General features: G+C 40.4%; 22 protein-coding genes. 11 read left to right on the forward strand and 11 right to left on the reverse strand.

The window, feature by feature from the left end; genetic code table 11:
• Positions 1 to 93: 93 nt before the first annotated feature.
• The 8 genes from glgP to B9N78_RS02335 all read left to right on the forward strand — a co-directional run bounded on the left by glgP (position 94) and on the right by B9N78_RS02335 (position 11,555).
• Positions 94 to 2,661: an alpha-glucan family phosphorylase gene (glgP, locus tag B9N78_RS02300; RefSeq protein WP_085097727.1), complete on the forward strand. Its 2,568-nt coding sequence runs from the start codon at positions 94 to 96 to the stop codon at positions 2,659 to 2,661.
• 151 nt (positions 2,662 to 2,812) lie between these two features.
• Positions 2,813 to 3,367, forward strand: coding sequence for a thermonuclease family protein (locus B9N78_RS02305; protein ID WP_245805439.1), 555 nt, complete (start codon positions 2,813 to 2,815; stop codon positions 3,365 to 3,367).
• Positions 3,368 to 3,410: 43 nt separating this feature from the next.
• Positions 3,411 to 4,472 (forward strand): glutamate synthase-related protein, encoded by a 1,062-nt coding sequence (locus B9N78_RS02310; protein WP_085097731.1) that lies wholly within the window; start codon positions 3,411 to 3,413, stop codon positions 4,470 to 4,472.
• Between the two features lie 9 nt (positions 4,473 to 4,481).
• A complete protein-coding gene (locus B9N78_RS18490) occupies positions 4,482 to 5,762 on the forward strand; it encodes a 4Fe-4S dicluster domain-containing protein (RefSeq protein ID WP_170921361.1) in 1,281 nt (426 codons plus the stop codon).
• 462 nt (positions 5,763 to 6,224) lie between these two features.
• The gene (gene yajC, locus B9N78_RS02320) at positions 6,225 to 6,575 is read left to right on the forward strand and encodes a preprotein translocase subunit YajC (protein ID WP_085097734.1); all 351 of its coding nucleotides are present in this window, start codon (positions 6,225 to 6,227) and stop codon (positions 6,573 to 6,575) included.
• A 117-nt stretch (positions 6,576 to 6,692) separates the two neighbouring features.
• A complete protein-coding gene (gene secD, locus B9N78_RS02325; RefSeq protein ID WP_085097736.1) occupies positions 6,693 to 8,294 on the forward strand; it encodes a protein translocase subunit SecD in 1,602 nt (533 codons plus the stop codon).
• A 13-nt stretch (positions 8,295 to 8,307) separates the two neighbouring features.
• Positions 8,308 to 9,381, forward strand: a complete 1,074-nt coding sequence (secF, locus tag B9N78_RS02330) for a protein translocase subunit SecF (RefSeq protein WP_085097739.1) — start codon at positions 8,308 to 8,310, stop codon at positions 9,379 to 9,381.
• 446 nt (positions 9,382 to 9,827) lie between these two features.
• Positions 9,828 to 11,555, forward strand: coding sequence for an aldehyde ferredoxin oxidoreductase family protein (locus B9N78_RS02335; protein ID WP_085097742.1), 1,728 nt, complete (start codon positions 9,828 to 9,830; stop codon positions 11,553 to 11,555).
• An 86-nt stretch (positions 11,556 to 11,641) separates the two neighbouring features.
• Here B9N78_RS02335 and B9N78_RS02340 read toward each other — a convergent pair whose 3' ends face one another.
• The 7 genes from B9N78_RS02340 to B9N78_RS02370 all read right to left on the reverse strand — a co-directional run bounded on the left by B9N78_RS02340 (position 11,642) and on the right by B9N78_RS02370 (position 18,282).
• Entirely contained in the window at positions 11,642 to 12,616 is a 975-nt protein-coding gene (locus B9N78_RS02340; protein ID WP_085097745.1) for a 4Fe-4S binding protein, read from the reverse strand.
• A gap of 30 nt (positions 12,617 to 12,646) precedes the next feature.
• A complete protein-coding gene (rfbD, locus tag B9N78_RS02345; RefSeq protein WP_085097748.1) occupies positions 12,647 to 13,525 on the reverse strand; it encodes a dTDP-4-dehydrorhamnose reductase in 879 nt (292 codons plus the stop codon).
• The gene (gene rfbB / locus B9N78_RS02350) at positions 13,522 to 14,544 is read right to left on the reverse strand and encodes a dTDP-glucose 4,6-dehydratase (protein WP_085097751.1); all 1,023 of its coding nucleotides are present in this window, start codon (positions 14,542 to 14,544) and stop codon (positions 13,522 to 13,524) included. Before rfbB ends, rfbD begins: the two co-directional genes overlap by 4 nt.
• 156 nt (positions 14,545 to 14,700) lie before the next feature.
• Positions 14,701 to 15,168: a tRNA (cytidine(34)-2'-O)-methyltransferase gene (locus B9N78_RS02355; protein ID WP_085097754.1), complete on the reverse strand. Its 468-nt coding sequence runs from the start codon at positions 15,166 to 15,168 to the stop codon at positions 14,701 to 14,703.
• Positions 15,169 to 15,633: 465 nt separating this feature from the next.
• Positions 15,634 to 16,632 (reverse strand): nucleoside recognition domain-containing protein, encoded by a 999-nt coding sequence (locus B9N78_RS02360; RefSeq protein ID WP_085097757.1) that lies wholly within the window; start codon positions 16,630 to 16,632, stop codon positions 15,634 to 15,636.
• Between the two features lie 92 nt (positions 16,633 to 16,724).
• Positions 16,725 to 17,078, reverse strand: a complete 354-nt coding sequence (locus B9N78_RS02365; RefSeq protein ID WP_085097760.1) for an STAS domain-containing protein — start codon at positions 17,076 to 17,078, stop codon at positions 16,725 to 16,727.
• Positions 17,079 to 17,148: 70 nt separating this feature from the next.
• The gene (locus B9N78_RS02370) at positions 17,149 to 18,282 is read right to left on the reverse strand and encodes a histidine kinase dimerization/phosphoacceptor domain -containing protein (RefSeq protein WP_085097763.1); all 1,134 of its coding nucleotides are present in this window, start codon (positions 18,280 to 18,282) and stop codon (positions 17,149 to 17,151) included.
• 216 nt (positions 18,283 to 18,498) lie between these two features.
• Here B9N78_RS02370 and B9N78_RS02375 point away from each other — a divergent pair, with 216 nt between their 5' ends.
• Both B9N78_RS02375 and B9N78_RS02380 read left to right on the forward strand, forming a co-directional pair.
• On the forward strand, positions 18,499 to 19,173 hold the full coding sequence (locus tag B9N78_RS02375; RefSeq protein WP_085097766.1) for a pilus assembly protein PilZ: 675 nt from the start codon (positions 18,499 to 18,501) through the stop codon (positions 19,171 to 19,173).
• Between the two features lie 16 nt (positions 19,174 to 19,189).
• Positions 19,190 to 19,402, forward strand: coding sequence for a hypothetical protein (locus tag B9N78_RS02380; protein ID WP_085097769.1), 213 nt, complete (start codon positions 19,190 to 19,192; stop codon positions 19,400 to 19,402).
• Positions 19,403 to 19,481: 79 nt separating this feature from the next.
• Here the strand turns inward: B9N78_RS02380 and B9N78_RS02385 are convergent, their stop codons facing one another.
• The 4 genes from B9N78_RS02385 to B9N78_RS18105 all read right to left on the reverse strand — a co-directional run bounded on the left by B9N78_RS02385 (position 19,482) and on the right by B9N78_RS18105 (position 22,369).
• Positions 19,482 to 20,213 (reverse strand): amino acid ABC transporter ATP-binding protein, encoded by a 732-nt coding sequence (locus B9N78_RS02385; protein WP_085097772.1) that lies wholly within the window; start codon positions 20,211 to 20,213, stop codon positions 19,482 to 19,484.
• Positions 20,213 to 21,226, reverse strand: a complete 1,014-nt coding sequence (locus tag B9N78_RS02390) for an amino acid ABC transporter permease (RefSeq protein ID WP_085097775.1) — start codon at positions 21,224 to 21,226, stop codon at positions 20,213 to 20,215. Before B9N78_RS02390 ends, B9N78_RS02385 begins: the two co-directional genes overlap by 1 nt.
• Before the next feature lie 89 nt (positions 21,227 to 21,315).
• Positions 21,316 to 22,134 (reverse strand): transporter substrate-binding domain-containing protein, encoded by an 819-nt coding sequence (locus tag B9N78_RS02395; RefSeq protein WP_085097778.1) that lies wholly within the window; start codon positions 22,132 to 22,134, stop codon positions 21,316 to 21,318.
• A 67-nt stretch (positions 22,135 to 22,201) separates the two neighbouring features.
• Positions 22,202 to 22,369 (reverse strand): hypothetical protein, encoded by a 168-nt coding sequence (locus B9N78_RS18105; protein WP_170921362.1) that lies wholly within the window; start codon positions 22,367 to 22,369, stop codon positions 22,202 to 22,204.
• Between the two features lie 195 nt (positions 22,370 to 22,564).
• On the opposite strand from B9N78_RS18105, the gene B9N78_RS02400 reads away from it, so the two are divergent.
• Positions 22,565 to 23,332: a basic amino acid ABC transporter substrate-binding protein gene (locus B9N78_RS02400; protein ID WP_085097781.1), complete on the forward strand. Its 768-nt coding sequence runs from the start codon at positions 22,565 to 22,567 to the stop codon at positions 23,330 to 23,332.
• Positions 23,333 to 23,342: the final 10 nt, after the last annotated feature.

Consider the following 23,342-nt stretch of genomic DNA (forward strand, 5'->3'; position numbering starts at 1 on the left):
GTGCAAATAATAAAAATAAGTGTAAAAGTTTTGTTTTTTTTGATAGTTTGATTTCTGTCCGGCTTAAACTGTATATTACTAAGGAGAATAAGTATGCAACCGCTTCGCGTGTATAGCGTTGTTCCTCGATTGCCTAAGCAATTGGAAAAACTGTGGGATTTAGCATATAATTTTTTATTTGTTTGGAATAACGATATTTCCAGCATATTTTCTTCGATTGATCAAAATTTATGGCGGGATTGTCAACAAAATCCTGTAGCGTTTTTAAACAACATGCCGCAGAAGCAGCTTGAAGAACTTGCTACGGATGTTTTCTTTACTCAGCGTCTCAATGAAGCTGTTAGAATTCAGAGTAATTATCTTGCCAGAGTAAGCTGCCCCTATAAATTTGAAGGAGCAAAGCAGGGACAACCTGTTGTTGCCTACTTCAGCCTTGAATACGGTATAGGGCTCAGTTTACCGATTTATTCCGGAGGGCTGGGTATACTTGCCGGTGATCATCTTAAAGCCTCCAGTGATTTAAATATTCCTCTTGTGGGCATCGGATTATGTTATCAGCATGGCTATTTCCGCCAGTATATGACTCAGGACGGATGGCAGCAGGAACGTTATCCAAGTCATGATTTTGAGGAAATGCCGATTAAGCCTGTTAAGAATGCGAAGGGTGAAGATCTCAAGTTCACTGTTAAATTAAAAGGTGAGCCGCTCTACGTAAAAATTTGGAAAGTCGCAACAGGGCGCGTCACGCTGTACCTTCTTGATACTAATATTTCAGAAAACACCACTCAATTTAAAGCTATTACCGCCCGTTTGTATGGCGGAGATCTTGAAATGAGGCTGTGGCAGGAAATTCTGCTCGGCGTTGGCGGGGTTAAAGCTCTTGCCGCATTAGGACTTGAACCGAGCGTCATTCATATGAACGAAGGGCATTCTGCTTTTGCCGGTCTTGAACGAATCAGAGTGTTCATGACTGATCATGGGTTATCTTTTGAGGCTGCAATGGAGATGGTTGCATCTTCAAGTATTTTCACAACACATACTCCGGTACCTGCGGGAAATGACCGTTTCCCTGCTGAATTGATGCGACCGTATTTTGAGCCGTATGCTCAGACAATGGGGCTGGCGTATAAAGTTTTTCTTGCTCTTGGCAGGGAAGACCCGCGTGATGACAATGAATTATTTTGTATGACAGTTCTCGCGCTGAAACTATCCCGTTTTAATAACGGTGTGTCCAAACTGCATGGACGTGTTTCCAGAAATATGTGGCAGAAGGTTTGGCCTCAGTATCCTGTTGAAGACGTCCCTATCGGAGCTATTACCAACGGTGTACATATGCCGACATGGGTTGCTAATGATATTTCGCTTCTTTTCGACCGTTATCTCGGTCCGAACTGGCGTGAAGATCCTGACGGCGTCCGTACATGGAGACAGGTTGATAATATTCCTGATGCGGAGCTCTGGAGAACACACGAACGTTTAAGAGAACGGCTTGTAGATTTCGTGCGTAAACGGCTTCGTAAGCAGTTGCTGAATGTCGGAGCGCGCAGAAAAGAGATCGAACTTGCCGAAGAAGTGCTTGATCCAAGGGCTCTTACTATCGGTTTTGCCAGAAGGTTTGCAACTTATAAGAGAGCCGGACTGCTGCTCAGAGATAAAGAAAGGTTAATCAAACTTATTTCTGATACCAGGCATCCTGTTCAGTTTATCTTTGCAGGTAAAGCACATCCTCAGGACAATGAAGGTAAGAAGCTGATTCAGGATTTGATCCAGCTTTGCCGTCGTGAAGAATGTCGCATGAGTATGGTCTTTCTTGAAGATTATGACATGAAGATGGCTAATTATCTGGTTCAGGGTTGTGATATATGGCTGAACACTCCGCGCCGCCCGCTTGAAGCTTGCGGAACAAGCGGTATGAAAGCAATGGCTAACGGCGTGTTGCAGTTCAGTACTCCTGACGGCTGGTGGGACGAAGCATATCTGTCAGACAATAGTCTCGGCTGGGCAATCGGTAGGCGTGAAGATTATAATGATCTGGAGTATCAGGATTTTGTTGAAAGCCAGACCCTTTATAAGGTGCTGGAGAATGATATTATCCCTGATTTCTATGATCGTGGACATGGCAGTCTTCCGCGAAGCTGGGTTGCTAAAATTAAAGCTGCCCTTTGTAAACTCGGCCCTGAATTCAATGCAAACCGTATGGTTGAAGATTATACTGAAAAGGCTTATTTACCGGCTTTTAATAACTATAAGACAATGTCTAAAGAGGACTTCAAGGGAGCTAAGGAATTAGCAGCCTGGAGAGTCGAGCTTATGACGCAGTGGTCGAGTCTTAAAATCAGAAATATTATTTCTGAAGCGCATACGGATATATATGTTCAGGAACCTATTATTGTCAGTGCGGAAGTTTTTCTGAACGGTTTAAAGACTGAAGATGTTCAAGTTGAAATCTATGCAGGACCGGTCAGCCAAGACAGGGCATTCCTTGGACGTAAAACAATAATAATGACTCCTGAAGAGGATTTAGGGGCCGGATGGCACCTTTATCAGGGCGAAGTACTTCCAAATGAAGCCGGAAGATTCGGCTATACTGTCAGAATCCTTCCTCATCATGAACTTTTGCTTGATCCGCATTCTCTTGGACTCATACACTGGGCGCAATAAACAGGGTGATAATGTGCTGATTAGATTTTATAATAATCATGAAAAACAAAACGGGGCCGCTAGAGGCTCCGTTTTGTTTTTGTGTGTTATGGTCTGCTTTTGTTTTTTTTCTGCATGGAATTGCTATGGTTTTGAAGGAAAAGTAAAGTCTGTGATTGACGGAGATACTTTTATTCTTGAAAACAACGAAAAAATCAGGCTTGCCTCAATTGATGCTCCCGAGCTTGGGCATGACGGTAAACCTGAGCAGTATTATGCCGAAGAAGCACGCGAAATTCTGTCAAAAATGATTTTAAATAAAATTGTCGTCATTGATCCTGTTGAGACGAAAGATCACTACGGACGAACTGTAGGATGGGTCTATCTGGATAATTCATTTGTAAACGAGCTGATGATCGCAAGCGGTGCTGCATTTTTTTATTTTCATCCCAATAATGATCCCTTGAAACAGAATTTTCTATTACAGACCCAAAGAAAAGCTATGCCGGAAATGAAAGGTTTTTGGCGCAAAATTTTCAGCCTCAAAGATTTCAATATAAAATGGGTTGGAAATATGAGAAGTCGGAGATGTTTTCGTGACGGCAGTAATTTTTCGGTAACTATTATGAGTAGAAACAAAGTGCGATTCAGTAATCTCGGCGAAGCGTTTATGAAGGGCTATACCCCTGCACGGGCCACAATGTTCTGGCCGAATGTAACTGATTAATTTCTATAGTATTTCATTTTAAAGTAGAGAGAATGAGGTTATTTTGCTTTTCCATAAATTAACTGGTGCTTATCCTGAATTCACAATCAGCAGGGATAAGGATTTATGCATTAATTGTGAAATCTGTGTTCGTCAGTGTTCTTATGGAGTTCACTTTCAAGATACTGCTCGCGGTATTGTGCGCCATGAGAATAGTAAATGTGTCGGCTGTCAGCGTTGCGTTACGTTTTGCCCTACCGGAGCACTTTTAATAAAAAATGCAAATTCATTTTTTCCGCAAATCGGCTTAATTCATAATCATTTTAAACAGGTTGAGCCGTGTTATTTAGATAAATTATATCTAGATAGTTGCGCATTTGATACTGTTGTAAACGATTCTTTTTCGCCCGTTCAGCATACAAGCGAAAGTCCTATTCTTTTTAGCTCCAAAACATCAGTACCGATTAATTTAAACTTATTAACTGCCATGAAAATGGTGTCGGAAAAATTGGGGCTGGACTTTGATGTTGCAGGTAGAATGCACACTAAATCTATTCCCGCAGCCCATAATGTTGCCGATTCAGCCGTAAACGCCGTGAAAAACGGAGCAGAGGTTCTTATAATTGAAGGGTTTCAACCGGGAGCAGGTCCTTTCGCCTCGGTGATACCTAATGAAGGCATGCCGATTGAATTTGCGGTTGCGGTAGTTGATCAAAGATTAAAAGATGAAGGGCTTCGTAATAAAGTGTCGGTTATTGCAGACGGTAAAATTCGTTGCAGTGCTGATGTCGTTAAGTTGGTAGCGCTTGGAGCAAATGTGGTTTGTCTCGGTAATGTTGCAATGGTTGCCGTCGGTTGTACCTGCTGTGGTCAGTGTTCTACTGGTAAATGTGCATGGGGGATTGCAACCACCGCTACAGTACTTCGCAAACGTCAGAATCCTGAAGTTGCCGCAGAAAAAATGGCAGATCTGATCAGCGCATGGAATTGCGAAATTACGCAGATGCTAAATGTAATGGGGATTACTTTCATTCGTGATTTGTGTGGTAACAAGGACAAGATTAGAGCTGTAGGGCTGTCTGATACTGAGATGTCTATTTTGGGCGTTAGGCATACGGGGCAATAGGAAATATTTGTGAAACGAGTTTATCCAGATAAAGAATATTGCATCGGATGCAAATTGTGTGAGCTTGCATGTCTTACAGTACATTCGGAAGCAAAAGACTTGATTCTTGCTTATACTAAAGAGCGTGCGGCAGGGCTTACTTCTTCAATACGGGTTGTTGAAAGTAACGGAACCAGTGTCGCTCTCAGCTGTAGGCATTGTGATGAGCCTGCCTGTGTTGCTGTCTGTGATGCCGGAGCATTATCAAAGAACAGTGTCACAGGAATAGTTGAGTATAATTTTGAAAAGTGCGTTGGCTGCTGGTCCTGTCTGGTAAGTTGTTCTTACGGGGCAATACAGCGCAACAGCCTTATCAATAAGATTGTTAAATGTGATATGTGCTCAGGACTGACAGAAGTTCCTGCCTGTGTTCAGGCGTGTCCGAATCGCGCGCTCAGGTTTCTTGAAAACGATTCTGTTCCAGCCGGACAACTTCGCGCCTACAAAAATTCTAAAGAAATTTCTGAAAATGATCATACTGAGATAAATAATCCTGATAACTTGATACAAATTTCAAAAAATACCAAAAGAGCTGTAGTTCTCGGTGGAAGTGTTTCAGGGTTAAAAACGGCCGAAAAGCTTTTTAATATGGGTTTTGAAGTTGCTATTGTAGAATCTGGAGAACGAATTATTGCTCTGGAATTTGATAAGAAAGTTGCTGACCTTGTTGCCTGTAGAATTGAAGAAGCGGGAATTCTGCTTAAATGCGGAGTTTCGGTTAATGAGATAATTTGTGATAAGGACGGGCTTGCTAAAGGGGTGCTGCTTTCTGATAAATCTTTTCTTGAAGCGGGAGTTATTGTCGCTACAGAGAGCTTTTTGTCAGCTTGCAGTGTTATTCGGACCCAAATGGCCGAGGTCCCTAATTGCATTGCTGTCAGCGATAGTAAGCAAATTATTTGTGCAAAATATCCGTCCGGGAATTTTAGAAATATTCCTATGAATTCATTTGTTTTTTACGGGATGGCGCTTGTCTCTGTCGGTGAAATAATTTTACCGGAAAATGCGGATGAATATGAATGTAATATTTTTTATGATGAAATTAAGCATAGTTACCGCAAACTTGTTTTTAGAGACTCAAGGCTCGTCGGCTATATTTTAATTGGCGATATTGATTTTGCCGGAGTGTATACTTCATTTATAACGTTTGAATGTGAACTTGATACCGTAACTAAAATCAGGTTATGTGACGGTTGCCCGGATATCCTCATGTGGCCTGATGAGCTCTTTTTTAATGAGTGGACCCCTTAAAAAGCTAGATAACAGGCAGAAAATCCTTTACACCGTATGGCGAACCACTTAGGCAAGGGCAGTGTTTAATTGTCTGTTAGCTATTTACGTTAGCGGCGATGTCGGTTATCGAGTGTATATTCGTTACTTAGCTTTATGTTAATTTGTGTTCAGTTAGTGTAATTGTTTGAAAAATAAATACTTTTTCTATATAAATTAGCTGTTTTACTTATGGGTATGTTTTCTGTTAAATACAGATGTTTCTAATGCCTGCGCGCTAGTTATTTTGAAAAGGTGTTTTTTTATATTTCGGTAAATCCTGTAAATGGTAGCTGTCTTGGCATAAATCAAGAAGTTATCAAGGATTAATTTGAGGAAATCGGTGTGAGCGTGTGACGCTTTCACCGCCCTTACGGGAACATGGTTGTTCTCGCGTAATAGGCGGATTATTTATATCGTACACAGTCTTTTCAGGAGGACATGATGTTTTTTGACAAGATCGCACACGCGATGGGTTCTATGGGAGGAGGGCAGGGACAGGCTGGTCCAGCTGGTGCTCTCGGCTCCTTTCTGCCTTTAATTCTTATGTTTGCAATTTTCTATTTCTTGCTTATCAGACCACAGCAGAAAAAGGCTAAACAGCATAAAGAAATGCTTGCAGGTCTTCAGAAGGGTGACCGCATCCTGACTGGCGGTGGTCTTTATGGTAGAATCGTTGCTGTTAACGGTGATGAACTTACTGTCGAACTTGCTGAAGGTTTTCAGGTTAAAGTTGACAGAGGTTATGTCGCCGGTATGGCCGTTCCTGCTAAGGAAGAAAAAAAAGGTAAATAAACCTTTTTGTAATGCAGCCTTGCAAAGGCAAGTCACCTCGTCAGGTTAAATCCGACGGTGCTTGCCTTTTTAAGTGTGTCGTAACATTTCCTATTTGAATTTATAAAGGGAGAGGAGATGAACGGGAGTCTTCGTTGGAGAATTGCTCTGACTCTGCTGGTGATTGTGCTTGGAGGTGCTTACCTTCTGCCTACATTGCCTGCAATTCAGAATTCGGCCATGGCTCGTTTCCTGCCGAATGACAAAATCAGTTTAGGCCTTGACCTCAAGGGCGGTATCCATCTCACCCTCGGGGTAGACATGGATAAAGCATTGGACAATACCTTAGCCCGTATGGGGGACGACCTTAGAGCCGTTGCCAGAGAAAAAGGGATTATTGTTCTGCAGCCCGATGTTATCAATGGTGAAAAAATTGAAGCTGTTTTGCTCAAAAAAGAGCAGCAGGAAGAATTGAATTCTTTGGTAAAAAAAGAGTTTAATCATTTGAGTGTCGTCAGCACGGTTGTTAAACCTGACGGCAAAGTCACTTACATCTTTGCTCCAACTTCGGAATTTAAGAAGTATCTAACTAAGCTCACAATGGATCAGGCTATTAAAACTATCCGCAACCGTATTGACCAGTTCGGTGTTGCAGAACCTGACATCCGCAAGCAGGAAGGGAATCGTATTCAGATTCAGTTGCCCGGTATGCAGGACCCTGAAAGAGCTATCAAAATTATCGGTAAAACAGCTCACTTAGAATTTAAAGTGGTAGATGATTCTGCTGATCTTGAAAAAGCCGCTAAGGGTATTGTAGCCCCAGGACGCCAAGTAACTGTTATTAAACACAGACTGCCTGACGGATCTTACATCGAAAAGCCTATTGTTCTTAGAAAAGAAGCAATGCTTACCGGTGAATTTATTAATGATGCTCAAACCCGCTTTGACCAGTTCGGAAAACCTTATGTTACTCTCAGCTTTAACGCCAGAGGAGCTAGAATTTTCGAACGCGTTACAGGTGAGAATATTAAGAAACGGATGGCTATCGTTCTTGACGGTAAAGTCTATTCCGCTCCGACTATTCAGGACCGCATCAGCGGTGGTAAAGCAAGTATTACAGGAAGTTATACAACTGACGAAGCTCATGACCTTGCTATCGTACTCAGAGCCGGATCACTTCCTGCTCCGGTTACTATTCAGGAACAGAGAACAGTCGGACCTTCTCTTGGACAGGAATCTATTGATAAAGGCGTAATGGCTGCTGTCGTAGGTAGTGCTCTTGTTCTGGTATTCATGCTTGTATACTACGGTTTTGCCGGTTTTGTAGCAGATGTAGTGCTTATTCTTAACGTTCTTCTGATCCTGGCCGGACTGGCTGCTTTCGGAGCTACTCTGACTCTTCCGGGTATCGCGGGTATTATTCTTACCATCGGTATGGCGGTTGATGCGAACGTTATCATATTTGAGCGCATTCGCGAGGAATTAAGAAGAGGACTTACGGCTAAAGCTGCGATTATCGAAGGATACAGCAGAGCAACCCTTACTATTCTTGATGCCAATATCACAACTGTGATTGCAGCTGTTATTCTGTACCAATTCGGTACCGGACCGATCCGGGGATTTGCAGTAACACTTACTCTTGGTATTATTACCTCGATGTTTACTGCTATTTTCGTCACCCGTATCATGTTCGATATTTACACCTCCAAGCGCGCAGCTAATGCGTCGCTGAGTATTTAAGGAGAGTGAATAAATGGGATTGCAATTAATTAAACCCGATACTCATATTGATTTTATCGGATTCAAAAATAAAGCGTTCTTGTTTTCCGCTATTTTGATTCTGCTTGGAATCGGCTCTTTGATAATGAAGGGCGGACCCAAGTACGGTATCGACTTTGCCGGCGGTATTGTGGTTCAGGTTAAATTTGATAAGCTTGTTGATGTTAAAGACGTTAAACAAGCTCTCAATGATACTGAACTTCCAGGACTTGTAGTTCAGCGTTTCGGTCATGTTGATGATAATGAAATTCTCATCAGAACTTCCACTTCAAGCGTCGCTTCTGAAATTATTCGTAAAAAAATAACTGAGGATTTTAATGCCAACCTTAAAGGTGTTAATTTTGACATTCAGCGGCTTGAAATGGTCGGACCTAAGGTTGGTGCGGACTTAAGAACCAAGGCGATTGAAGCTCTTTATTTTGCAGTACTTCTTATTGCAATTTATATTTCCGGCCGTTTTGAACAACGTTGGTTTGCCGCCGCTATAATGGCTGGTGGACTCTTCGGCGGAATCAGCTTGCTCGAGTTGGCAGGGGTCTCGACCTCTTTACTTATCTTTGCCGCGCTTATTATTACAGTCGGCTTATGTTGGTATTTAAAACTTAATTACGCGCTGGGGGCTATTGTCGCCCTTATTCATGACGTGCTTATAACCGTCGGGATATTCTCTTTGCTCGGCAAAGAGTTTGACCTTACGATTATCGCGGCTCTGCTGACGATTATCGGTTATTCACTGAATGATACTATCATCGTTTTCGACCGTATCCGTGAAAATATTTATGGAAAGGTCGGAAAAGATCTTGCTGACACTATTAATATCAGTATTAACCAGACTCTCAGTAGAACAATCTTAACTTCAGGCACTACCTTGCTTGTAATTGTCGCCTTGTTCATTTTGGGTGGCGGGGTTATTCATGACTTTGCTCTGGCAATGTTGATCGGTGTCGGTATCGGAACTTACTCTTCAATCTTTGTTGCAAGTCCGATTCTTATCGGATTCGGTCCAAGTGTAATTGAAAAGGATATTCCAGAAGTAGACGCTGCATAAGCAGTTAGTTTTTTAGATACTGCTTTTATAAGCGGGGATGGTTGAAAAACCATCCCCGCTTTTTTTTAGCAATGGGTAAATTGTATTTGTTGATTTCATTTTAATAATATTAAAAATTTAATTCAATTTTTATGTATTTTGAATTATTTTGCTTAAACTTTATTGTTGTAATTTTTTTTTATATATAACTATGTATTAACTTTTTAATAAATTTAATAAATTGTTGTTGTAATTTTTTTTTAAAAGTATATTTTACTCAAAATACCATCCTTAAATTTATTATGTCTTATAAGATATAATAGATATTATGTTATGTCTCAAAAGATATAATTTAATTGTTTTGACAACTTTCAATACACATATATAGTTACCATGCTTATTAATTATTTAACTATACATTGTTCAGCGAAGGTTGGTTGGAATTAACTTTAATTTAAGGTGGTCACATGCCTAGAATACTAAGAATTAATACTCGTACTAAAGAATTTATTTTTGAAGAACTTGGCGAATACGCAGGACTCGGCGGTCGCGCACTTACTTCTAAACTTGTAAATAAAGAAGTACCTGCTGATTGCCATCCGCTTTCCTCTTCAAATAAACTTGTTTTTGCTGCCGGTATTCTTGCTAATACCGGAGCAGCCAACTCCGGCAGACTTTCCTGTGGTGCTAAATCTCCGCTTACCGGCGGGATTAAGGAAAGTAACACCGGCGGACAATTTGCTCAGGTTCTGCCTAGACTTGATCTTCTGGCGATTGTTTTTGAAGACAAACCTGCACAAGATGCTCCGTTTTCAATTATAGAAATTTATGCTGACAAAGTTGTGTTCAAAGACGCCACGGCAATAGCCGGTAAAGATAATTATCCTGCACATGAAGAACTTAAGAAAATGTATGGCGAAAAGGTTGTAACCGCTTTGGCCGGTCCGGCTGGTGAACAATGTCTTGCCGCTTCTACAATTCAATTCTCTGATCCGCACTTAAACCCTGCCAGATCTGCCGGACGCGGAGGTATGGGCGCAGTTATGGGATCTAAGAAAGTCAAAGCTGTAGTTCTTGATCCTGCTGCTTCAGGACGCACCAATGCAGCTGATCCTGAAAAGTTTAAAGTTGCCCGTAAGCGCTGGACTGAAATCCTGACAGGACATCCTGTAACCGGAGAAGGGCTTCCTGCGTATGGAACTTCTATTCTTGTTAATATTATTAACGAAGCAGGCGCATTGCCGACAAAGAACTTCCGTACAGGTCGTTTTGATGATGTTGCTGACATTTCCGGCGAAAGAATCGCTGAAATTATTGAATCGCGTAACGGTAAAACAAAAGAAGGCTGTCACACCGGATGTGTTATTCAGTGTTCACAGCGTTACAATGATAAAAATGGTGATTATTTAACTTCAGGATTTGAATATGAAACAGTATGGGGTTTCGGAGCCAACTGTTTAGTTAAAGATATTGATACCATTGCTACTATGGACCGTGTTTGCGACGAGAAGGGTATCGATACCATCGAAATGGGTTGTACCATGGGCGTAGCAATGGATGGCGGAATTCTGGAATGGGGTGACGGTGATGGTGCTCTTGCTCTTTTGAGAAAGGTCGGATCTGCTGATCCAATGGGCCGCATTATCGGAAACGGAACTGTCTTTGCCGGTAAAGCTTTCGGTGTTGATCGTATTCCTACCGTCAAAGGTCAGGCACTTCCTGCGTACGATCCACGTTCCGTAAAGGGTATAGGCGTTACTTATGCTACAACCCCTATGGGCGGCGACCATACTGCCGGATACGCAGTTGCTACCAATATTCTTAAAATAGGTGGAGATGTTGATCCGCTTTCCAGAGAAGGGCAGATTGAACTGTCTAAAAACCTCCAGATAGCTACTGCATCGATTGATGCTTTAGGGTTATGTCTCTTCGTTGCATTTGCTGTTCTTGATACTGCAGACGCCGTTCAGTGTATCTGCGATTTAGTTGCAGCATCGCACGGTATTGAATTTACTGCTGACGACTTTATCGCTCTTGGAGTTAATACTCTTAAGAACGAACTAGAATTCAATGCGAACGCAGGATTCACAAAGTTTGATGATCAGCTTCCGCGTTTCTTCAGTGAAGAAACCCTCGAGCCTCACAATACCATCTGGGATTACTCAGTAGAAGAACTTCAAGCTGCTAAAGTTTAAAGCTACCTCCGTTTAACGTATGTAAAAAGCCTCTCAGAGAATTTCTCTGGGAGGCTTTTCTTGTGTTATCTAAATTGACGCGTGCGTTACATATTCATGTAGTACCCGCGAAGCATTTCATATGGCATCGGAGAATTCCAGTGATTGGTCATAATAGCTGTCACATAGTAAAGCATAAGGATGAATACGCATCCGATAGCTATTGTAGCCCATGGACGCCGTTTGCGGCTCAGACGGTCGGTAAGGGTTAAACAGTCGCTTACAGGGCAATTTCCGATGCATTGAGTGCATCCTATGCATTCAGCAGAGTTAACAATTGTTTTAGTTTCAACTTCAATTCCACCTGGGCATGCTTTGGTGCATTTTCCGCAGTTTATACATAAATTGGGGTCACGTTTAACGGCTATAGGTGAAACTTTAGAAAGTATGCCAAGTAGCGCACCGTAAGGGCATAAAAAACGGCACCAGAAATATGGTATAAAAATACAAAGTATGCCGATTGTTATTATGATGATCGCTGGAGTTAATCCAAGATTGGCGAAAAAATTAAACATCCGTGCTTCGGCTGTAAAATTATACGAAGAATGGATGAACGAAGATATTTCTCGCGGACCCATTTTAAAGAAAATCGCAATAACAAAAAAAGCAAGGGCGATATATTTAGGAATTAACAGAATAAATTCGAGTTTACCCCTGACAGTGATTATTTTTTTTGTCTTTTTTCCTAACTTGTTAAGTAGATTGCTTATGAATCCGACCGGACAAAGGTATCCGCAAAAGCCTTTGCGAAGAAGCAGTGACATAACGAGTACGGCAATGAAGATTGTAAGACCTGCCGGATGAACTTCGTCATATATACCACTTGTTATGAGTTGTTTGAATGAAAGCAAGGCACTGATAGGCAAAAAACCTTCAACTGCGCCGGGTTTACTGACAGCAATGGAGGAACTGCCGTTCATAAATTGGTAGAAAAGGTAAAAACGGTATCCAACGAAGATGCAGAATGCAGTCATCATAAACTGGATAGCGTTACGTAACGAAGCTGGTGACACTTTAAGCATAATAAATAATTGTGAAGATTTAGATGTGTTTTAAAAATCGTTTTGGAGGTCTTTATATAGATAGTCGCGAAGCGCCTGGACCCATGAACGCGGGGTTATTCCTGTCACTTCTGTGAATTTTGATGTGTCCAGAACTGAGTAGGACGGTCTTTCAGCTTTTGATGGGTAGGAGCTTGTCGGCACAGGAGTAATCAGGCAGTTGATACCAGCACAATTGATGGCTTCTGTGGCAAGCTCACACCAACTGGCTTTTCCTGAATTTACAACGTTAAAAATTCCGTTGGCTTCAGCTTTTAATAGAGCGATTGTGTATTCTGAAAGATCCGGCGTGTAGGTCGGTGAACCTGTTTGATCATGGACAATGCTCAAAAAGTCTTTTTCACGGGCGAATTTCAGAATTTTCTGTACAAAGTTTGTTTTATACGGTCCGAAAAGCCATGCAGTTCTAATTATCAGTATATTTTCATACTCAATATCTAAGAGCTTTTCTTCACCGTCAAGTTTTGTCGCACCATATACGGATTTCGGGTTTGTTTTGTCTGTTTCGGTATATGGAGAATCTTTTTTGCCATCAAAAACAAAATCTGTGCTGAAATGAATAAGTTTGGCTTGGTGTTTTTTAGCTAGTCTACCTAGAATTACCGGAAGAGTCGTATTAAGAAGATGCGCTTTGTTTTTTTCGTCTTCAGCCTGATCAACCATAGTATAGGCAATTGTGTTGAATATAAAATCAGGTTCTTCCCGTTCAAAAAAAGCTGTTGTTGACTGCTCATTTAGCGGGTCAAAATCATTTCTCGAAAGCGGGATTGCTGTAACATCATTTTTGCGTAATTCTTCAGTAAGACTTTGCCCTAAAAGCCCGGTGCTTCCGCCTAAAATGACAGCTTTTTTACCTTTTAATTCAATCATTTTCGATCTCCATACCACTCGGCCATAAAGTCACGGTAAGATCCGTTTCTGACTTCTTCCAGCCATAAAGTATTATCTTGATACCACTTGATTGTTTTACGAATTCCTTCAGTAAAAGTAACACTTGGACTGAATCCAAGTTCATTTTCAGCCATCGTGAAATCCATGGCATACCGTTGGTCATGTCCTGGTCTGTCCTTAACAAATGTAATCAGCGATTCATCTTTTCCAAGTATGGTTAGAAGTTCGCGCACCAGTTCAAGGTTTGTTTTTTCAGCAGCTCCTCCGAAATTATATGCTCGTCCCGGTTGGCCTTTAAGCAGCGTTAATTCAACTCCTGTACAGTGATCATCCACATAAATCCAGTCGCGAATATTGGTTCCATCTCCGTAGATAGGGAGCTGATCACCTGCCGTAGCTTTTGTAAACATCAGCGGAATTAATTTTTCAGGGAATTGATACGGTCCGTAATTATTTGAACATCGTGTTATGGATATGGGGAAATTATATGTTTCAAAGTAAGCGCGGGCCATAAGGTCGGCACCGGCTTTCGATGCTGAGTAGGGACTATTAGGAGCAAGCGGGGTCAGCTCTGTGAAAGCAGGATCGGTCTTACTGAGAGTTCCGTACACTTCATCAGTTGAGACATGGACAAATTTTTCTATTCCGGCCTGCCGGGCGCATTCCATAAGATTCTGCGCACCTTGAATATTAGTTGTTAAAAACGGAGCAGGGTCGTTTATTGATCTATCCACATGTGATTCAGCCGCAAAGTTTATTACTGCTTCAATTTTATATTCTTCAATGAGATTTGCGACAAACTGCTTATCACATATGTCGCCATGGACGAAGTGATAATCGGCGTCGGCATTGTTTTCAATCGCGAGCAGATTCTTTCTGTTTCCGGCATATGTCAGCTTGTCCAGATTGATAATTTTCCAGTCCGGGTGGCGTTCCTGCATCAGATATAAAAAATTGGTCCCGATAAAACCGCATCCGCCAGTAACAAGAAGTCTCATAAATTCTCCGTCATGATAATATTTTTTAAAACAACAATATATCTCTTGCAGTCTTCTTATGCAAGAAGCAAAGCCTTATGGAATACAGTATAAAGAGTCTATATTCGATTAATAAGTATTAAATCGGGATGTTGTATTAAATGAAGTAATTGATGTTTATTCAAACAGTGCATCGTCATTTAAACTTGCAAGAGCTTGATATAAAATAATTCCGGCTGAAGTTGAAAGGTTTAAACTTCTAATTTGTTTGGTTGTAGGGATATTTATTGCGTGTGTAATATCCTTAAACATCCATTCTGGCAGTCCGCGTGTTTCAGGTCCGAATACGAGGTGGTCGCCAGGTTTAAATTCAAATTTGAATAACGAGGTTCCACGCTTCGCACTGGTTGTCACAAGTCGGCCTATTTCAACATTTTTCATGAAGTCTTGCCAGTTTTTCCATACAGAAAGTTTAACGCTTGGCCAGTAATCGAGGCCTGCACGTTTTAGATGTTTATCTGATATAGAAAAACCAAGCGGTTCAATGAGGTGAAGCTTGGTATCCGTGCCTGCGCAAAGTCTGGCTATATTGCCGGTGTTTGGTGGAATTTCAGGTTCAAAAAGAACAATACTGAAAGGGTTCATAAAACGTTTCCTCCTTTCTGGAAAGGAATCGTTATCAAGAGAAGCTGGTAAGGGCAATATCTGTTTACAGTATAATTTAAATAATAATTTTAATGGTCGCAGAGGTGATATGTTTAGAAAAAGAAAATGCCCGAAATAATCGCGGGAGGCAGGTGGAAACGCTTTTGTTTAGTTATATTCTTAAGCTGTTCGATTCCACCGAAGTCTGCACTCGCATATTATCCAGAACATTTTTCTTTTCACAGTCAGCTGTGTAAAGGAAGATTCTTGTGTTAATGGCGTTAGCCTTATTTTATATTTTTTTAATCTTCGCTTATTAATCAGCTGGGCTGGTTGATTTTATATAAGCATTAAACGTGCCTAATTTGTATTTAAAGTGATAAGTGGTCAAAATACAAAGATATCATTATAGCCTTGGTTTGCTAACTACAAAGAAAGAGGACAGAAGTGCCGGAAAAGTGACGTTTATTCTTTTTGAGTGCTGAAGCTTTTGGGTACGCTCCATAAATATTTGTCGCAAAATTTTTCAGGTAAAACTTTAGTTATCTGTACAAGAATAGCAACAACTACAATTGAAAATATCAATCTTCCCCAGAATACCCCGGAAACATGCCCGCCAATGGTTAAAAGAAGAAATGTATCTTCAATCAGGCTATGGCATAATCCCATTAGAGTCAGTGAATAAAAAACGTCTTTTTTATTAATATTACCGGATTTAGTTTCATGGATAATTAACCCGCCACCGTACGAGAGTCCCATAGTAAGACCTACAACAGTAAGCGCAGAAGCTTTTGGTCCTATACCCATAAGCTTTAATAGCGGACGAAGCAAAAAGTCTGCTAAGGCTAATATTCTGAGTTTGGAGAGAATCTTCATTATCGTCAGTAACGTAGTAATAATGCAGAAAATTGAAATTAAATTTTTAATTTCTCCTAAAGCCCACATAAGTAACGTTTCATGTACAGCAGAAGATTCAGGAGTTAAAAGAATTCTAGCCGGGCCTTGTAATAAATTGAAGTGGCTGTAAATAAAATTAAGAATCATGCCGAGCGTTAACGCTCCGGCAAACCTTATAATTGCTTGGAAAATCAATCTCGGACCCGAACTTTGCACAACTCGAAGTTCAACAGGCATAGCGTGTGCTACGAGAATCATTGCGCCAAGTGTGGTCGCCTGCGCTGCAGAAAGTGGAGAATCTTTTGCAAGACTGAGAAAAACGATGAGACCACTGTATATATTATTGATCAAAGCTGTAGCCCATACCAGCCCCATTTCACTTGGAAGACCGACCAGCTTCATTATAGGAGAAAGCGGCGTGGCAAGATAGCTGATAAGATTCATTTCTTGAAGAATTTTTACAGCAATAACAATCGGAATCATAATTTTAAAAAGGCTGAATGAAATGTTTCGAGCATTTTTAAAAATATCATAAAGTTCAGTAAAGATAGGAGAAATTTTATACATAAAAGGGGATATTGTGTGTGGTGTGATGGTTAAAGTTAAAAAAAACAGCCAAGTATACTCTTAAGAATACACCCGGCTGTTTTTAAAAAAAACTAAGATAAAAGTTGCTGTTTTAGTCCTTCCACCGCTTCGTTTTCTGAATCATAGATGGAAAATATTTTGTGCAGTGCAGCTATATCAATGATCTTTTTGACCCGATCACTCAGGCTGAACATTGCAATAGTGCCTTTTTCTTTCATGAGTTTATTGCGCAAGGTAATAAGGGTTCCGATTCCCATGCTGTCCATGAAGTCGACATTGCCCATATCAAGTGCGATGTTAAATTTTTTTTCATCAAAAAGAGGCGCAATCTGACGTTGAAAATCATGACTGACGACATGATTAAGTTCAGGCGCGTCTAGTTTAACAATTGTTATTTCATCTACTTCTTTGAATTTAAGTTCCATTTTTATTCCTTCTGATTATGTGGTTCTAATAAAAGGATCACGTGGCGAAAGCTACACCGCCTTTTAAAATCTAGCAAGCCTGAGTTTTAGCTGGAAAAATGATTTGGAAAGATGTTCCAATCGTTTTATCAATTATCATTTTTCCGCAGAGCTGTTGTGAGAGGGTTTCAACCAAAGTCATGCCAAGCGTTTTTGTGCTTCCTATTTTAAAGTTTTCCGGCAATCCTATTCCATCGTCAGAAACTGTCAAATTTATGTCGTTTCCTTTGCGTGACATTGAGACAAAAAGGTTGCCTTGCTTTTTGTCGGGAAAGGCGTGTCTAAGTGAATTAGAGAGAAGTTCGTTTATTATTAATCCGCACGGAATTGCGGAATCTATACCAAGGTGAATATCACTAATATCGAATGCGGGGTGTATGTTGTTATCAATAGAGTAGGATCTCAGCAGAAAGTTCATAAGTGTCTGAGCGTACTCTTTCATATCTATTCGCGAGAGATCCTCTGAACGGTAAAGTCGCTCATGCAGCATAGACATTGAACGGACTCTATGCTGACATTCCCGTAACATATTTCTGGATTCAACATCTTCAGTATAGCCGCTTTGGAGGCTGAGCAAGCTGGAAATAACCTGAAGGTTGTTTTTAACGCGATGATGAATTTCTTTCAGCATAACTTCTTTTTCCGAAAGTGATTCTCTAACTAGTCTCTCAGAAGCCTTACGTGCTGTAATTTCTTCAGAAAGAATCAAATTGGTCCGTTGAAGTTCTTCTGTGCGTTCTCTTATTTTTATCTCTAATTCTTTTTTGTACCGTTCATTCTCAACAAGAAGTCTGGCTCGTTCAATGGTTCTTACAATTGATGACTCAAGTTCTTTTAAGTCAAGAATAGGTTTTGGAATATAATCCCACGCTCCAAGTCTTATTGTTGCAATGACGTCTTCAAATGCCCCTGTTCCTGAAACAACAATAACAGGTGTCAGCGGGGCTTCCTGTCCGAGTGTTTTAAGAACAGAAAGACCGTCTACTTCCGGCATTCTTAAATCAAGAAGAACCACGTCAGGGTATTTTCTGCGAAAAACGTCAAGTCCTTCTGCCCCGTTTGTCGCCTGCAATACGAAGTATCCACTATCTTCAAGATAGTTGGCAATTGAGAGTCTAACTCCTTCATCATCATCAATTGTTAGTATTCGCGGAGGTTTATGCATCAGTTGTTTTCCATTTAGAGTTAATGAACTTTTTATAAACACCATATATGGAACTGGTCTGAAAGATCCGTTGATCATAATCAGGAAGATGTCTTAACATTAATGATATTATTGTTTAGTAATTTGAGTTTGCTTATATGTTCATATTTTTTTATTATACATAGAGTATAATAAGCTCAGCGTAAACCAGAACCACTGATTTGGAGGTTCTCGAATTTGAATTGTGTCAGAATTCTACTAATTTGTATGGCTGGACAAAGTCGCGAAGCTTACATTAATGCTCTTGAAGCTCTTAATGTTGAGTTTGACGTTATTGATAATTTTGGTGATATCCTAAAAAAATTCAATAAAATTAAATATAATGGATTCTTGTTTGATGTTACAACAGTTGTTCGGGCAAAGGGTAAAGATAAAGCGGAGGCACATCTTTTTACGGAAAGATTTCCGGTTTTAAGAGTTACCTACCGGTCGTCTGATGAAAGTATCCGTGGCATTCCGGTCGGAATTTTTTCCGGAGAAAGTAAGCAGCTGGATGATTTCGTAAGAAAAACTTGTTCTAACTTTTCAGCACGGTCATTACGCGGCAGCAGAACTTCGTCCCGAGTTTTGAATGTGCTGCTTCGCAAGGAATATAGTTCCGGCTGTGTCGGGATTGAGAAGAGTGTTACTCTTGAAGTTTCAGAAGAAGGGGGGTTCTTTTTTTCTGTCAGTAAATGGGAGGAAGGCGATCCTCTTTCTGTTGTTATAAAAGAGCTGGCTGATAGAACGCCGATTTTGTCGATAGTCAGAAATGTCCAACTCTGGGGATTTACGGATAAGATGCCTGGCATCGAAGTAAGATTTTTGAACCTGACAGAAGCTCAGGCTGATCAGATAGAAGAGTTAATGTAAATTAAAAGGGAAGAATATGAGTGAGTTGAAAACAGATAAGAATTTTGAAAGATGGCTGGAATGCATGGCTCGCGGAATACTTGTGGGTGGATCACTCGGCGCAATTGCCGGCTGGTTTTTTATGGATATTCAGCGCGCTTTATTGCTTGGAATGTTGATCGGCTGTCTTGCCGGGGTGACTATGAAAAATGTTAAGGATAGCAAGGATTCAGATTCTAAGCTGAAATAATATGTGATCTGATTTTTCAAAATCAAAAGCCGCCATGCTTACAGCAGGGCGGCTTTTGATTTGTTATCTATTTTAACAACTATAGAATCTGACTCAAAAAAGTTTTTGTTCTGTCTGATTCAGGATTGCGGAAAAAATGGTCAGGAGTGCCTTTCTCGACAATCATTCCATGATCCATAAAAACAACTTCATCTGCGACTTCTCTGGCGAATCCCATTTCATGCGTTACCACAACCATCGTCATGCCGTCTTTTGCAACTGTTTTCATTACATCAAGAACTTCACCGATCATTTCCGGGTCTAGAGCTGAGGTCGGTTCGTCAAAAAGAAGAATTTTCGGGTCCATTGCAAGTGAACGGGCTATTGCCACGCGTTGTTGCTGGCCTCCGGAAAGCTGTGTCGGGTAGACTTCTGCTTTATCATGAATGCCCACTTTTTTAAGTAGGTGCATAGCTTTTTCTATCGCTTCACCCTTTGAACGATTGCGGACAACTGTTTGAGCAATGGTCAGGTTTTCAAGGACAGTTTTATGTGGAAAAAGGTTGAATGATTGAAAAACCATACCGACTTCTTCTCTTATCTTATTGATATTTGTCTTTGGTGAAAGAATATCTACCCCGTCAATAAAGATGTGACCGGAGTCTGCGTATTCAAGTCTGTTAAGACATCTTAAAAAAGTACTTTTTCCAGATCCTGAAGGACCTATTACAACAACAACTTCTCCCTGTTTGACTGTATGCGAAACATTCGAAAGTGCTTGTACTTCATGTGTTACATAGAAAGTTTTGTATATGTTTTGTACTTCAATCATTATCTCTGTACCATTCTTTTTTCAAGATATTGCACGAACATGGAGAAAGCAAAAGTTAGAATGAGGTATAGTATTGCACATAGAAACCAGAGTTCAAAAGGTTGCAAGCTGGTAGAAACAGCTTCTCTAGTAGCTTTAGTGAGGTCTCTTACTGCAATTATTCCAAGCAGCGATGAATCTTTAATCATACTTATAAACTGTCCTGCAAGCGGAGGAAGTATTCTTCTGAACGCTTGAGGAAGTATAATGTGTTTCATTGCATAATACTTAGACATACCTAAAGAACGAGCTGCTTCCATTTGACCGCGGCTGACAGATTGAATACCTGCGCGGACTATTTCGGCAACATATGCCCCTGCAAAAATAGCAAGAGATGCTATCCCAAACCATATTGAAGGGATTTGTGCTATATCGTACTTACCAAGCAAGCTGTTAATAAGAGTCCCGAGTACAAAATACCAAATAAAAATCTGGACAAGAAGAGGGGAGCCTCGAATAAGTTCAATATAAGTAATAGCCGACATTTTTAGAGCAGGATTTGATGAAATCCTGGCTAAGCCTGTAAATAAACCAAGTGCGATACCGAACACTATGGAAATAGCACTTACTTTTAAAGTGACCAGCAACCCCTTTAAAAGAATGCCCATCTTCCATTCTTTTTCAGTGCCTAGTATGTCACCGGTAAATATGGAGTCTCCTTGATAAACAATAAGACTGTCACTTGGAACTTCATATTGCACAGATTTGTTATCTTCGCCTTTTATTATAACAAGCGAATTGAGACCTGTCTTTTTGATGGAGGAGATCTGTCCATCCAGACTGCTCGTTATATTCAGTTCATCTTGATAGTAAAAGTAATTTGGAATGCGTTCCCAGCGCCATACATAATCAACTTGCTGAGTTGTCCAATAAAGTCCTGCTATGGTCCCGATAAGGGCAATATAAAAAAAAGACTTCCAAAACAGGTTGTAGCCGCGCCCCTTGCCGGGAGTTCTTAGAGAATATCCACTCATAATATATTAAGCCGATTTTATGAAAAAGGTTGTATTTAGAATAAAAAAACAGGGGGGATGTCCCCCCTGTTTATCAGGTACTTGCAAGTTTATTGCATGCTTTTACGCCAAGCAGTGCTTTTAAACCATTTGTCGTAGAGTGTATCGTAACGACCGTCGTTTTTGATCTGGCGCAGAAAGTTGTTCAGGAAATTGAGAAAGTCAGGATCACCTTTACAGATTCCCCATCCGATAGGCTCATATGTGAAAGGTTTATCGATGAAGAAAAGTTTTCCACTGCCTTGTTCTGCCATGAAAATTGAGTTGAAAGGAAGGTCATAAACCATTGCAGAAGCTTTTCCGTTGAGCACTTCAAGAGCTGCGTCTGTTTCTGTTTCGAATGATTTATAATTTGCTTTAGGAAGAAGGCGTTTAGCTGCCTGCTCACCGGTTGTACCGAGCTTGGAAACAAGTGTGTATTCAGGGCTGTTAAGATCTTTGTAAGATTTAATTTTTCCTTCAAGCTTTTTGTTTACAAGGACAGTCTGTCCGACAACAATGATCGGATCTGCAAAGTTAATCTGGAGATTACGCTTTGAGTTAACTGTCATACCTGCTGTGATAATATCAATTTTATCAGTCAGAAGAGCTGGGATAATACCGTCAAAAGCCATGTTTACAGGAACAAATTTTACACCCATCGCTTTTGCCATTTCGCGGGCCAGGTCAATTTCAAATCCAATGAATTTACCATTTTTATCGGTCATTTCAAAAGGAAGGTATCCTGAATCGATTCCACAACGCAGTTCCCCTCTTTTCATAATAGAGTTGAGGGTGGACTTTTGGGCAAGATCAATGTCAGATGCGTGAGCACTGAATGCAAATCCGAGTGCGAGTATCAATGTTAACAGTAAACAAGCTTTTTTCATGGTTTTCCTCTTAATAGTTGTTGAATTGGGTAAGATTACAAAGAAATTATCAAGTTATATCAGGTGATCAACCGTATTTTCCTTCAGTCAGAACTTCTTTAATAATCATCTCGACCTTGCAATAAGGACAAATCGGCATAGATTCTTTTGGGAAATAAACAATGCATGTTTCCCTGCATTTTGGACAAACAACCTCAACAGCTTCCTGTCTAACTTCTTTAGCCTTTTTTATCATGATATTGCCCCTTAAAAAATAATCTGATATATTATCCTTTTTATGATATAAACTCAACAATTGAATCCATGTATTTCGAAAAATGCAAATAAACAAACTTGTTCCTGTTGGTTGTATTGACATGGGGTGCAAATTATATAATTTTCATGTTTGTAAATTATTGTGTTTTTTTAACAATTTTTTGGAGGGGATAAGATGTTTAAGAAGATTGTTGTACTTTTGATGCTGACCATGCTTGTAGGGTTCTCTGCTGAAGCCGGTATGCACACGAATAGTGAAGGAAAGCCGGTTATTACAGTTGCATCAGATTGCACCTGGCCTCCTATGGAATTTATCAATTCAGATAAACAGATTGTCGGTTTTTCTGTTGACCTGATGAAAGCTGCAGCTAATGCAGGCGGATACGTTGTTGATATCAAGAACGTTGCTTGGGACGGTATTTTTGCAGGGCTTGCTTCTGGCAAGTATGATTGTATCTGTTCATCTGTTTCAATTAATAACGAACGTAAGAAAGCAATGGATTTTTCAACACCATATTTTGAAGTTCAGCAGTCTGTTGTAACTAATAAAGATTCAAAAGCTACAACTTTGGCTGATTTTAAAGGTAAAAATGTTGGAGCTCAGATCGGTACAACAGGATATTTCGCCGTTAAAAAAGTAGACGGAATTGTTGCTAAATCTTACGACGAAGTCGGTCTTGCTATGGAAGATTTATACAACGGCCGTATTTCTGCTGTTGTGTGCGACGATCCTATCGCTGCTGACTTTGCATTGCAGCAGGAAGAATATGCCAAAAGACTAAAGATTGCTTTTATTGTCAAAAGTGACACTCCTGAATATCTTGGCGTAGCATTTCAGAAAGGGAACAAAGAGGTACTTGACCTAGTTAACAAAGGCTTAGCAGCAGTTGTTAAAGATGGCACATATGACAAGATTAAAGCAAAATGGTTCGGATCTAACTAAAAAGTAAACC

The organism is Desulfovibrio gilichinskyi, assembly GCF_900177375.1.
Taxonomy (GTDB): Bacteria; Desulfobacterota; Desulfovibrionia; order Desulfovibrionales; family Desulfovibrionaceae; genus Maridesulfovibrio; species Maridesulfovibrio gilichinskyi.